At 58.5% G+C, this 13,037-nt stretch carries 10 protein-coding genes and 1 pseudogene; 7 read left to right on the top strand and 4 right to left on the bottom strand.

What is annotated here, in order from left to right; genetic code table 11:
* Nucleotides 1-122: 122 nt before the first annotated feature.
* Both AKN83_RS26230 and AKN83_RS26225 read left to right on the top strand, forming a co-directional pair.
* The gene (locus AKN83_RS26230) at nt 123-1,013 is read left to right on the top strand and encodes a sulfite exporter TauE/SafE family protein (protein ID WP_050402920.1); all 891 of its coding nucleotides are present in this window, start codon (nt 123-125) and stop codon (nt 1,011-1,013) included.
* 988 nt (nt 1,014-2,001) lie between these two features.
* Nucleotides 2,002-3,087: an MFS transporter gene (locus AKN83_RS26225; RefSeq protein ID WP_244486027.1), complete on the top strand. Its 1,086-nt coding sequence runs from the start codon at nt 2,002-2,004 to the stop codon at nt 3,085-3,087.
* 276 nt (nt 3,088-3,363) lie between these two features.
* Here AKN83_RS26225 and fcl read toward each other — a convergent pair whose 3' ends face one another.
* Both fcl and gmd read right to left on the bottom strand, forming a co-directional pair.
* Nucleotides 3,364-4,374, bottom strand: coding sequence for a GDP-L-fucose synthase (gene fcl / locus AKN83_RS26220; RefSeq protein WP_063695541.1), 1,011 nt, complete (start codon nt 4,372-4,374; stop codon nt 3,364-3,366).
* The gene (gene gmd / locus AKN83_RS26215; RefSeq protein WP_063695528.1) at nt 4,355-5,440 is read right to left on the bottom strand and encodes a GDP-mannose 4,6-dehydratase; all 1,086 of its coding nucleotides are present in this window, start codon (nt 5,438-5,440) and stop codon (nt 4,355-4,357) included. The genes fcl and gmd overlap by 20 nt, the downstream gene beginning before the upstream one ends.
* Before the next feature lie 863 nt (nt 5,441-6,303).
* Between gmd and glmS the strand changes: the two genes are divergently transcribed.
* Nucleotides 6,304-8,130 (top strand): glutamine--fructose-6-phosphate transaminase (isomerizing), encoded by a 1,827-nt coding sequence (glmS, locus tag AKN83_RS26210; protein WP_050402921.1) that lies wholly within the window; start codon nt 6,304-6,306, stop codon nt 8,128-8,130.
* 334 nt (nt 8,131-8,464) lie between these two features.
* On the opposite strand, the gene AKN83_RS41785 is transcribed toward glmS, so the two are convergent.
* Nucleotides 8,465-8,587 (bottom strand): hypothetical protein, encoded by a 123-nt coding sequence (locus AKN83_RS41785; protein WP_283807407.1) that lies wholly within the window; start codon nt 8,585-8,587, stop codon nt 8,465-8,467.
* A 322-nt stretch (nt 8,588-8,909) separates the two neighbouring features.
* Here AKN83_RS41785 and AKN83_RS42260 point away from each other — a divergent pair, with 322 nt between their 5' ends.
* From AKN83_RS42260 to AKN83_RS41360, 3 genes are all read left to right on the top strand, one after another.
* Nucleotides 8,910-9,710, top strand: coding sequence for an effector protein NopP (locus AKN83_RS42260; RefSeq protein WP_172803615.1), 801 nt, complete (start codon nt 8,910-8,912; stop codon nt 9,708-9,710).
* Nucleotides 9,711-10,066: 356 nt separating this feature from the next.
* Nucleotides 10,067-10,660 carry an IS66 family transposase gene (locus tag AKN83_RS41365; RefSeq protein ID WP_244522106.1) on the top strand — a complete coding sequence of 198 codons (594 nt, stop codon included), beginning with the start codon at nt 10,067-10,069 and terminating at the stop codon, nt 10,658-10,660.
* Nucleotides 10,661-10,698: 38 nt separating this feature from the next.
* The gene (locus tag AKN83_RS41360) at nt 10,699-11,073 is read left to right on the top strand and encodes an IS66 family transposase (RefSeq protein WP_244522105.1); all 375 of its coding nucleotides are present in this window, start codon (nt 10,699-10,701) and stop codon (nt 11,071-11,073) included.
* A 227-nt stretch (nt 11,074-11,300) separates the two neighbouring features.
* On the opposite strand, the pseudogene AKN83_RS26195 reads toward AKN83_RS41360, so the two are convergent.
* Nucleotides 11,301-12,324, bottom strand: a pseudogene (locus tag AKN83_RS26195) (IS110 family RNA-guided transposase).
* A gap of 219 nt (nt 12,325-12,543) precedes the next feature.
* Between AKN83_RS26195 and AKN83_RS26190 the strand changes: the two are divergent.
* Nucleotides 12,544-12,996 (top strand): IS66 family transposase, encoded by a 453-nt coding sequence (locus AKN83_RS26190; RefSeq protein WP_244522104.1) that lies wholly within the window; start codon nt 12,544-12,546, stop codon nt 12,994-12,996.
* The last annotated feature ends 41 nt before the right edge of the window (nt 12,997-13,037 follow it).

Genomic DNA, 13,037 nt, shown 5'->3' with positions numbered 1-13,037 from the left:
ATTATTAAGGCGGCCGGAGCTCGTAAGCGAGTGGTCAGAATCTTTCGCGATCTTGAAGACCAAGGTTTGCGTCTGATTCCCCGGCGGGATTGGGCGCCCTCTGGCGTGGGAAAGTTAAGGAAATGCCTGAGTTTGATGCTTCTATCTGGTTCCTGGCCGCAACGACGTGTTTTGCGGCTTTCGTAAACGGAGCCATCGGCTACGGTTTTTCGTCGCTCACTGTGCCGCTTGCGCTGGTTTTCTACACCAATCGCATTCTCAATCCTGCCATTGTCACCGTCGAAGTCTTCGTCAACGTTTACGTGCTCCTCATCAATCTGAAGGGCGTACCGGCGGTTTGGAGGCGCGTGTTTCCCATCTTGGTTGGACTCTTGCCAGGCATTGCACTTGGCGGGTATGCATTGGCTTCACTGCAGCCAGGCTGGATCAAATTCGCCACTTACACGATCATTCTTCCTTTGATCCTGCTGCAAGCCGCCGGTTGGCGCCGCCCTATCGAAGCAAGCTGGCTAATCAGTCTGCCATTCGGATCGATGCTGGGCATCCTCTATTCGGTGACTACTATCTCCGGCCCGCCCTTGGCGATGCTGTTTAACAATCAGGGCCTGGTCAAAAACGAATTTCGCGCCGGACTTGCCCTGGTGCGCGTGGCGGAATCGAGCGTGACCGCTTTCGTCTATTATAGGCTTGGCCTGTTCATCTCCGAAAGCGGCAGTCTTCTCCATGTCTTAATACCCAGCGTTGTGCTCGGCATCCCGCTGGGATCCTACGTCATTCGCCAACTTGATCCGGAGATATTTCGACGCATTTGCATGAGTTTCGATGCTTGGATCGTGGGCTTCGGTTTGTCACGGGTTCTAATCGAGCTCAATCTAGTGCAGAGCGCGTGGGCTTATAGCGTGATGGCCACGACGATATTGATTGATCTTTGGTTGCTATACTCGTTCCTTACCACGCGCCGTTCGAGCTGGTCAGAACGGCGACCTCGGCAAGGTGCGGGTATAAGCGCATGAACGATGCCAGCGGGCTCCTTGATGTCGAAGGCACCCGTCCTGGACCTGGCCAAGCGATCGCGGAGCTAATTGAATTGATGTGATCGCGGCGCCGCGCTGCCCCTTTCGGTGTCGACGAGAACGGCATGAACATCGAACTAATTGCTCCAAAGACAACACGGCGCACGAGCCAGATATCCAATATCAGAGGAAATTCAACGTTTGTAGGCTGATGTTCTTGCCGTTCCACTCGAAATGGTGGTGATCTTCGTCAGTGCACACTAATCTTGAAAGACCGGATCACCCGAAATCGCTGATCACGAAAAGGACCTCTTCACCGATAAAGCCGCCGGGGATGATTGAGCCTTAGTGAAAGGCGATGACCGTTAGACGGCGGTCGCGCGCAAGCCGTCAATGCCGGTCCAATACTTGTGAGATTCCATGTATTCAGAGCTTCAGGCCGGTGATCCCCTACGCCGTGCCAGATGTCTTCGCACGGCGACTTAACTGCGTCCCAGCTTGTCCCAGAGGCCCCGCGCGCACGTTCAGCCTGCTCAGCTTTGCTGAGAGCTGCGGATTGGCTGAAAAGTGATGTCATAGAAACTGACGACTGTGTTCGAGGTGAGTCAGCGCAGGCAAGGGCGCGCTGGGCTTTGTATGTTTTCCGACAAGGAATCCTTGGGCTTTGCGCTCCGTAGGGTACCAGCAAAGACGATTGTCACTCGTATGGTTAGTTTATCCCAGAAAGACTGCGCGACACGCCGGATGGTGATCGACAATTACTCTCATTTGACCTTCGCTCGCCAGAACTTGGGCCGTTTTGCGACGGCATAGCATTTGCAGAGATGAAGATTGTCAACTTGAGGCCGTCATCATCGAGCTTCAGGCCGCTTGCAGGCGTAGCGCACGGGGTGAGGTGCCCCGCTCGCGAGCCGTCCTCTCAGGAGTGCCTGTGATACCATCTGCCAATTGGTCTGCGGGCCTGCTCGGGACGCGGCTCGCATTTTTCGTGGCTGGCTTCGGCCTCGCGGCCTGGGCGCCTTTGGTGCCGCTGGCGAAGGAGCGGCTCGGGGTGGATAACCGCGTGCTCGGTCTTCTGCTACTCTGTCTCGGAGCGGGGTCCGTCATCGCTATGCTTTTGACCAGTGTGTCGAATGCGCGCTATGGCAGCAAGCCCATCATCATCGCGGGTGGGCTTGGCATCTCGCTCATCCTGCCGTGGCTTGCAGTTGCCGGCACACCTCTCAGCCTCGGTGCCATGCTGTTTGCCTTCGGTGTTTCACTTGGTTCGATCGACGTAGCCATGAATATTCATGCGATTGAATTGGAGCACGCCACGGGACGTCCATTGATGTCCGGCTTCCACGCCCAATACAGCATTGGCGAATTTACCGGTTCTGCCGCGGTGACCTCGTTTCTTTCGCTGCAGCGTGGCCCGCTTATCTCGACGTTGGTCTGTTCGGCCTTAATGATGATCGCGATTATGTCAGCATGGCCGCGGCTGCTCGCCATGAGTTTGAGACCGCAGGAACCGTTGTTTGTCTTGCCCAATCGCAGTGTGTTGCTGGTAGCCGTACTCGCGGCTGTCACCTTTCTCGTCGAAGGTGCAATGCTTGATTGGAGCGCTTTGCTTCTCGTTGGGCAAGGCCTCCTCGCAGAGGCGCACGGCGGCCTTGGCTGTATGCTCTTCTCAATTGCGATGGCCGCAGGCCGTCTCAGCGGAGATACCATGGTAGCTCGGCTCGGCGACCGTACCACATTGATGCTCGGGACCGTGCCAATTTTGACCGGCTTCTTGGCTGTGGTGGCCGCGCCGATTGCGTTGATTGCCATGGCGGGGTTCGTGCTTATTGGATTGGGTGTTTCAAATGTTGTACCCGTACTGTGTCGATGCGCCGGCAAACAGAGAGTGATGCCCGTAGGCGTTGCGATTGCAGTCATCACCACGGCCGGGTATGCGGGTATACTGGTCGGTCCCGCCAGCATTGGGCTCGTCGCACACATGGTCGGCTTGCCGTTGGCGTTCGCGATGTTAGGCGTGCTCATGTGCATCGCGACGCTGTCGGCGCGGATGGTGATGGCAGAGTCTCTCTAAGCGACGGCTCAGAGGGAATAGCGACGCGCGTCGAGCTAATGACCGGTCGCAAGGCGGCGTTCGTGCCGACCGTCGATAGGTCGCAACTTGATGGTTGTGGAACAGCACGTCGATGATGCCTCTGTCCCTGCAAGCCGCATAGCTGAGCCGCAGCTTTGACATACCGGATCACTCGGCGCTGGGCGTCCCACCGAGCGTTGTTGTTAATGAACTGGGTTGACTGCGCGGCGAAGTTGAATATCTGCGTGACCGGTTAGCCCGGCTATGTTGGGACATTCACCGCCGAGTATTCTGGGATCGGCCCTGCGCCCGCTTGTCGGGACACGCGGTTACTCTGGCCGTCCATCTGCTGTCGGCGAGATACGCCCGATACGCCAACTGAATGCCTTCCTGCAGTGAGGTTTGGGCGCGCCAGCCGAGCCTACCCAGTCGGCTGACGTCGAGCAACTTGCGCGGCGTGCCGTCGGGGCGCGAGGTGTCGAAGCCGATCTCGCCGCGAAAGCCGATCGCGGCCGCGACCAACAGGGCGAACTCGGCGATCGTGATATCTTCGCCGGTACCGATGTTGACCAGTTCAGGGGAGGAATAGGTCTTCATCAAATGAATGCAAGCGTCGGCGAGATCGTCGACATAAAGGAATTCGCGGCGTGGCGTGCCGGTGCCCCACACCACGACATTGCCGGCGCCGGAGACCTTGGCCTCGTGAAACCGGCGGATCAGCGCGGCGACGACGTGGCTGTATTCGGGGTGATAATTGTCGCCGGGACCATAAAGATTGGTCGGCATCACGCTGATGAAGTCCGAGCCATACTGGCTGCGATAGGCTTCGGCCATCTTGATGCCGGCGATCTTGGCGATGGCATAGGGCTCGTTGGTCGGCTCCAGGGGGCCGGTCAGCATCGAATCCTCACGAAGCGGCTGCGGCGCCAGCGGTGGATAGATGCAGGACGAGCCGAAAAACATCAGCTTCTCACAACCATTGGCGTGCGCCGCCTGGATCACATTGGTTGCGATCGCCAGATTGTCGTAGAGGAATTCGGCCCGCAGCGTGTTGTTGGCGACGATGCCGCCGACCTTGGCCGCGGCGAGGAACACGGCCTGCGGCCGCTTGGCGGCAAACCAGGCGTTGACCGCGGCTTGGTCGCGCAGATCGATCTGGCTGCGCGACACCGTGAGGAGATCGGCCTGTTCGCGCGCCAGCCGGCGCATCAGCGCCGAGCCGACCATGCCGCGATGGCCGGCGACAAAGACCCTCTTGCCCTTCAGTTCAAACGCCGTGCTTGCCATCGGCCGCATCCTGCTTGGCCTCGACGAGATCGCGTTCGATCATTTCCTTCACCAGCTGCGCGAACGGCGTTTTGGGTGCCCAGCCGAGCTGGGCGCGCGCCTTGCTCGCGTCGCCGATCAGAAGATCGACCTCGGTCGGACGGAAATAGGTCGGATCGATCTGCACCAGGGTGTTGCCGGTCGCCTTGTCGACGCCGACCTCCTCGACACCCTTGCCGCGCCATTCGACGTTGCGGCCGACCTCCGCGAACGCCAACTCGACGAACTCGCGGACCGATCGCGTCTCGCCGGTCGCGAGCACGAAGTCGCCAGGCTCATCCACCTGCAGGATCCTGTGCATGCCCTCGACATAATCGCGGGCGTGGCCCCAGTCGCGCTTGGCGTCGAGATTGCCGAGATAGAGCTTGCTCTCCAGGCCGACCTCGATGCGCGCGACGGCGCGGGTGATCTTGCGCGTCACGAAGGTCTCGCCGCGGATCGGGCTCTCATGGTTGAACAGGATACCGTTGCTCGCAAACATGCGGTAGGCCTCACGGTAGTTCACCGTGATCCAGTAGCCGTAGAGCTTGGCGACGCCATAGGGCGAGCGCGGATAGAACGGCGTCGTTTCCTTCTGCGGCACCTCCTGCACCAGCCCGTACAGCTCCGAGGTCGAGGCCTGGTAGAACCGCGTCTCCTTCTCCATGCCGAGGATGCGGATCGCCTCCAGCAAGCGCAGCACGCCGATCGCGTCGGCATTGGCAGTGTATTCCGGGCTCTCGAAACTGACCTGGACGTGGCTCTGGGCGGCCAGATTGTAGATCTCGGTCGGCCGGATCTGCTGCATCAGCCGAATCAGATTGGTCGAATCGGTCATGTCGCCGTAGTGCATCAGGAACGGCACGTTGCCGGCATGCGGGTCCTGATAGAGATGATCGACGCGCGCGGTGTTGAGCGAGGACGAGCGACGCTTGACCCCGTGCACGGTGTAGCCGAGCCCAAGCAGGTATTCGGCGAGATACGCGCCGTCCTGCCCGGTGACGCCGGTGATCAGCGCAACGCGCCGCTTCGAATCCTGAGCCGCCATGGTCTCTCTTAGCTGCGCTGGAAAGAAAGCTTCCCTTCGAATCGTCCTTTGCGAAACGGGCTTCTCGAGAAATCCGTCGGCGCACGTCACCCGGAATCAAAGGAAGCCGATCGTTAGATCTAGTCATACACATCGTGCAGGAATGCACACTATATACATTGATTTATATCGTGCTGGAGGGGGAATACCATCGAGATTCAAAATGAAATCCGACGAACCTTCGCAGACGGCGAACCCCCTTCTGTGCATACGTCAATGAGAGAGGGTCGGAAGTTCGTGGTCTCTATCTTTCATTGGGTGCGCGCATTCGCTCGATGTGGCCATGGCGCAAGAGGGTGACTTGCTGAAGCCGCGGTAGTCGATGCATCTGAACTCTGGACGTAAGCCAGAGCACGGCGAAGCCCGCGCATCACAACATTAGCTCTACAAAAATGTCCCGATTCTTCTGACCGGAACCCATACTCTGGGCGGCAGGATCATCGACGCGAGCACGAAATGTGAGAATGCAGCAAACATTGGTATAGTTCTTCAAATAAGTTCGCTATGGAAAGCTTACGTTCGTACAATGGAGCTTCGGTGGCAATCAATTAGTCTCATTCCGACCAACATAGCTGGAAACCGTCAGAGGCTGATGAGCCTGTTACACCAGCGCGACAAACCCTAGAACGGTTGCGTGAATGCGAGAGCAGGACGTTGTAAGGTGACGCCACACTACTTGCACGACGTATCCTTGCGGCGGCTTCTGCGGCAATGACGCCATCGTCGCTATCCAGCGAAAGTCAGCTTTTGTCGAGAGCGAATTTCATGACCAGATTTCCCGTCGGGGACGTCGCGCTCTTTGAGCTTGGGCGGCATTAATTGATATGTGTGGAATTGTCGGCATCTTGGGGCGTGGTCCGGTCGTCGGGCAGTTGGTCGCTTCGCTCAAGCGATTGGAATATCGTGGCTACGACTCCGCAGGCCTTGCGACGCTCGAAGGGCTACATATCAAGCTCCGGCGGGCTGAAGGTAAGCTGAGAAACCTTGAGGAGCGGCTGCGCTATTGTCCGCCCGAGGGTCATGCCGGTATAGGTCATACCCGCTGGGCTACTCATGGAAAACCGACCGAGAGCAATGCTCATCCGCATGCGACGGAAAATGTCGCGGTCGTTCATAACGGGATCATTGAAAACTTCCGCGAGTTGCGAGCCGAGCTGGAGAGGGATGGGGCCAACTTCCGCTCAGAGACGGACACGGAGGTGGTGGCGCATCTCGTCGAATCTTATCTTAAGAATGGCTACTCGCCGCAGGATGCAGTACAAGCCTCGCTCCCGCGGCTGCGCGGAGCCTTCGCGCTTGCATTCCTCTTCAAGGGCCACGACGACCTTTTGATCGGTACGCGCAAAGGATCGCCCCTCGCGATCGGACATGGCAACGGCGAAGTGTACCTGGGATCGGACGCGATCGCGCTCGCGCCGTTGACCGACACCATTACCTATCTTGAAGACGGCGACTGGGCTGTGCTTACCCGCGCGATCTGCGTGATCTATGGCGCAGACGGCTCCGTCGTCCAGCGGGAGACATCAAAGCCTGGCGTATCGTCACTCCTTGTGGATAAAGAGAACTATCGCCATTTCATGGCCAAGGAAATCCACGAGCAGCCGACAGTGGCCTGCAAAACACTGGCGCATTATCTTGATAGGTCAGGCGAGCGCGTAGCCCTGCCGCTCACATTGCCGTTCAATTTTAGCTCCATTCAGCGTATCTCGATTACCGCGTGCGGAACGGCAAACTATGCCGGTCACATCGCCAAATACTGGTTCGAGCGGTTGGCTCGCTTGCCTGTCGAGATAGATGTAGCCTCTGAGTTCCGCTACAGGGAGGCGCCTTTGCGTCAGGGCGATCTTGCGATCGTCATCTCGCAGTCCGGCGAAACCGCTGACACACTAGCTGCGCTGCGATACGCCAAGAGCCAAGGCCTGCACACGATATCTGTGGTTAACGTCTCTACGTCGACGATTGCGCGCGAAAGCGAATCCGTGCTGCCGACGCTGGCGGGGCCAGAAATCGGCGTCGCTTCTACGAAGGCATTCATCTGCCAGCTGATGGTATTGGCGGTGCTTGCCGTCGCAGCAGGAAAAGAGCGCGGTAAGCTGTTAGAGATCCATGAATCGAATCTCGTGCGCGAGCTCATCGAAGTGCCGCGGTTGATTGCTGCGGCGCTGTTGATTGAGCCGCAGATCGAAAAGCTCGCGGGCGACATCGCCAACTCGAGGGACGTGCTCTATCTCGGCCGTGGCACGTCGGCCCCCCTGGCGTTGGAGGGCGCACTCAAGTTGAAGGAAATTTCCTATATTCACTCAGAAGGTTATGCCGCCGGCGAGCTCAAGCACGGACCGATCGCCTTGATCGATGAGGCCGTGCCTGTGGTGATGATTGCGCCTTACGACGAGCTCTTCGAGAAGACCGTATCGAATATGCAAGAAGTTGCAGCTCGCGGCGGCAAGATCGTTCTGATCACCGATGCGAAGGGCGCTTTGGAAGCGACGCTAGACACACTCATGACCATTGTGCTGCCGGAGATGGTCGCAAACTTTGCGCCGATGGTCTATGCCATTCCGCTTCAGCTCTTGGCTTACCATGCCGCCCTCGTAAGAGGCGCGGACGTAGATCAGCCACGTAATCTTGCCAAATCGGTAACTGTCGAATGAAGCCGCGGTGGTCATGTCGGAGCCTCCCGCCTCGGCATCGGGCTGTTGGGTTTGCGTTCCGTTGCGTTGGTTTTGGATGACGGAGCCGGACAGGTTATCGATATAGTTGCATCCGAAGTTTCAAATCATAGACCGATTAGCTGGACGAGCAGATTCAATCTTGTTTGGGTCATCATCGTAACCCCTGACTAACGCTGATGGGGACCTGCCCCCCCTTCCTACAGGGCCAAATCAGCCTGAAGCCGATTCAGAACCGATGCTCGGTATCCTCGCGCCCTTGCCGAAGGTCGCGTTTCATGCCAAGCCAAGCCGCACCGCATCGAAAAGATCCTGATCACGGAAACGCCTCAAGAAAGCAACGAGCAAACCCTTGCTCCTGCTTCAGGGGGATGATCCGATCGAACCTGGTGCGAAGCAGGTCGCCTTCCCCCGTCGTTTCCGGCTTCTTCGGGCGCATCGCGCGCCTCCGCTACGAACGAATCACGGCTGGCTATTCTGCGGGCTTTCCGGCCTTCCGCCGTGAAAAGCTTGCAATCTCGTATCGCAGCGGGGACGAAAACCGACTCTCACTCAACGGCTTGGACACTTCTTCACGGACGACACTTATGAAGACGCCCCGGTGAGCGCGGCGCCTGACTGCGCGCCTCGCCCTATCGTTTCACCGAATTTAGTTCTCCCTTTATTTGCCCGCGTCAGCTTACGGACAGCTAAGCTGATTATCAGCGGAGTCAGGTCTAACGACCTGAACACAATGCAACATCCATAGGAGTGTGGTCGTCATGTACGGTCGAATTAACAATTGGTCGGATGTTCCATCCGATGATGAATATCATCGCGCAAGCTCACCGGAGCACGGGAATGCCGCCGACTTCGCGGACGCATTCTCTAGAATGCGATTGCAGGATTCCGACGCCGGCTCATCCTCGGGTCCAAGTTATTACAACAGTCCAAGACGTCCTGTTATCGAGATCAACCAAGAGAGATTCCGGCGAGAGGTGAGGACTTTTCATGGCGATGAGATCAATCATATCGCCAACAATCCCCAGGAATACTCAGAATTTGTATCCGAAAGGGCTAGGCGCACGGCGCACGTCGCTAGTGAGTATGGCATCCGAAGAGATTCGGACGCCGCCCGATATTACAGCTACCAACTCGGAAATAGGAGCGTCGGTCTCCAAAGAACGGAAGGCGGATTTCCTATGACTGACTTCAACAGCCAAGGCTGGCGAGAACAGTTTCCCGGTCGAACTGACGTCACGTCCATCGTGGATTTCCAGGTTGCTCATCCGCTCGTTTCGAACGCCGGCGATATTCTGCTCGAGCATCAACTTCAGCAAGACGGCGAACGGCCTCTGGTGAACTGGCGTCCTGCGAATGACGAAGCGAGAACCCGTGCAGAACAAATGGGTTTTGTCCATGTGGACCGAGACGATATGGTACTTGACCCAACCCGGTCCGGACCCTGGAGCCGCAGGGATGGTGAATGGCGGCGTGATACCCAGCATTCGACGTATCTCTCCAAATACGCCAGCGATCCTGAATCTTCGTCAGCGTCCGACTCTGATGGAGACTTTATGTGATGCGAGATCTCCACCAATCCATGAACGAGGTGGCGCTAGGAGCGCAGACCAGCCGACATCTGCGGCTTACGATCAAGACCTAGGATCGAACCCGGGTAGCGTTATGATATCGCTGCTTGAAGGTTAGGCAGCTTGCTGATCGGTGGGCTCGTCGGCTTGCCGCGGGAGCTTCCATTCCCAGCGCAGCAATTCGTGCAGACGCGAAGGGTCGGCGATGGCTCGGACTGAAAGCGTGTGCCGATGCGACCTGTGGATCAGCCGGTACGAGCTGGTTGATCATTACCAAGAGGCGTTCGTCACTCATGCGGAGTTGTTGTAGATTACTCTGCATGAGTGATTTGCCTTCCGATCCAGCAATGCTCCGACAAACCGTGATGGCGCTATCGTCACGGCTTGCGGCGTTGTCGGAGGAATGCAGCACGCTGGCGACCGAGCGTGATGCAGCGATCGCTCACCGGCACGCTGCGATCCAGGAGAACGACAAGCTCCTGATGATCCTGTCCCAGTGCAAGCGCGCGATCTTCGGTGCGCGCTCCAAGACACTGGATATCGGACAGCTGTCTCTCTACACCATCAGCGCACAGGCGGCTCGTGCCGCCGCCAACGACGATGTGATCGGAGTCAGGCTGCCTGACGGAGCAGAGGGCCGTGGAAAGCGACCGGCGCGACGCAACCGCGGGAAGCTTCCGGAGCATTTGCCGCGCATCGATGTCGTGGTCGATATCGAGAGCCACAGCTGCCCCTGCTGCGGCGAGCAGCTGCACAAGATCGCCGAGACCGTCAAGGAAGCCTTCGACGTCAGTCCGATGCAGTACCGGATCAAGCGCATCGTGCTTCCGCGGCACGGCTGCCGGGGCTGCCGCCAGGGTGTGGTACAGGCACCCGCGTCGGCCCAGGCGATCGACGGTGGAATGATGACGGAAGCCTTGCTGGCCCGCGTCGCGGTATGAAATATGGCTACTAGCTGCCGCTGTATCGCCAGGAACAGATGTTTGCCGCCCAAGGCATCACGCTCGATCCGCAAACACTGGCCTTGTGGATGGGCCGCCTCGCCTGGCGGCTGAAGCCGCTTCACGCGCTGTTGCACCACGCGGTGATGTCCTACCCGCGGCCGTTTGCCGACGAGACGCCGCTGCCAGTCCTCGATCCCGGTCGTGGCAGGACCAAAGTCTGCCAGTTCTGGGCGATCGCCACCGATGACCGCCCACGGGGCGGCCCGGAGCCGCCGGCGGTGATCTACGTGTTCGCCGAGGATCGCAAGGCGATCCGCGCCAAGCGGCTGTTCGGGGAGTACCGCGGCATCCTGCAGGTCGATGTGTGTGGACGCCCCAGTGAATGCAAGCAAAATATAACTTCGGAATAGGCATGTGGTTGGGTGCTGACGTGTGTCCGGCATCGTAATGCGACCTCGACACGTCGCGGGCCCTTATGGAATGCGTGGATTGGATCCAATTCGGCTACGCGTGCTCGCTGGCACTCATCGACCTGTTGATTCAGTTGATTCGTCCAATCCCAGTCCCTGACCGATTGCCCATAACCCGCCGTTAGACCTTACCACATTCCCGACGTCTCTCGGCTTCTGGCCTTGCGTTAAGCAGCGCCAGACGCTGGAGCCTGGTAAGCGCCACCGCGGATCATCAAGGCCCAGGCGATACGCGCCATTTTGTTCGCTAGAGCGACCGCGATCAGCTTTGGTGGCTTCTTCGAGAGCATTCTCGCCAGCCGTGATCCTGCTGGTGATCCATAGCGTCTTGCCCATCGCACAACGGCGGTCGCACCAAGCACAAGGAGGCGCCGGAGATCTTGCCGGCCCATCCTGGAGATCTTGCCGAGCCTATCCTTACCTCCAGAGGAAGTCTGTTTGGGCGTGAGACCAACCCAGGCCGCAAAATCTCGTCCCTTAGAAAAGGCCTCCGCCGACGGCGCCAAGGCCTCTGTCGCTGTAGCGCAGATTGCGCCGATTCCCGGAATGGTCATTAAACGAGAGGCAACTTCGTCCTGTCTCGCGCGCACCCGCAGTCCCTCCTCCAGCTCTGCTCTCTGCTCCGACAGGGATTTCACATGCGTCAAGAGATTCTGGCAAAGGCTGCGGGCTAGATCAGGCAGGTCCGGATATGGTGCCAGGAGCTCAGCCAGTCGGGGGATATGTCTCACGCCCTGAGCCACGATCGACCCGTATTCCGCAAGATGCCCGCGCAAGGCATTAATCGCCTGTGTACGCTGTCGAACCAAGAGATCACGAACCTTGAACGCCATGGAAGAAGCTTGCTTCTCGGGCTCTTGATGCCGACAAAGTGCATCGTTGGTCGAGACGCGGCTTCGGCGATCGCTTCGGCATCCGCTGCATCGTTCTTCTGACGCTTAACGAAGGGCTTCACGTACGAGGGATGGATCAACCGGATATCGTGGCCGAACTTACCGATCTCCCGTCCCCAATAATGGGCGCTGGCGCAGGCCTCCATCGCGACCACACACCTCGGCAACTCCGCGAAAACTCAGGCAATCTGCCACGGTGGAGTTGCTTACGCAGAACGGTCCTCCCATCCTGAGCAACTCCGTGGACGTGGAACACGTTCTTAGCCAAATCCAAACCAAAGATGCTAACCTCGCCCACGGACGTCCTCCTTACCGGGTTCAAACACCCACATCTTGGCACAATCGATGCCGTCGGGGGGCGTCCACTCCATCGGCTATGCGGCCTACAAGGGCCCGATCAAGACGGCAGCCGTCTGATGCAGCTGGCGTTCTGCTTCGCGCATGCGCGGCGGAAGTTCTGGGGCGTTCACGTCGCGACGAAGTCGCGATTGCTGCGGAAGCGCTGCAGCGGATCGCGATGTTCTACGCCGCTGAGGATCGCATTCGCGGTTTGCCGGCGACGCAACGAGTTGCGGTGCGACAATCCGACACCAGGCCGCTGATCGAGGACTTCAAGCCCTGGTTCGAAGTGCAACTGCTGGAAGTCTCGAAGAAATCGGCCCTTGGCAGGGCGATCCGCTACGCCCTCAAGCATTGGGAAGGCCTGACGCGATTCATCGATGATGGGCGCATCGAGATTGACAGCAATACGGTCGAGCGCAGCATCAAGCCGATCGGATTGGGAAAGAAAAACTATCTGTTCGCCGGTAGTGAAGGCGCCGACGAGACATGGGCCATTCTCGCGTCGCTCATCAACACGGCAAAACTTCACGACATCGACTCGCGGCACTATCTTAGTGACGTTCTCGAGCGCATCGTCTCCGGACGCACCAAAATAAATCAGCTGAACACGCTGTTGCCGTGGCATTAGAAAGCTGCGTGCGACGGTTCCGAGGCAAAGATCGCCGCTTG

Origin of the sequence: Bradyrhizobium embrapense, assembly GCF_001189235.2 — a bacterium.
Lineage (GTDB): Bacteria > Pseudomonadota > Alphaproteobacteria > Rhizobiales > Xanthobacteraceae > Bradyrhizobium > Bradyrhizobium embrapense.
Note: the sequence above shows the minus strand (reverse complement) of the source record. Positions and strands in the feature narration are given on the sequence as shown.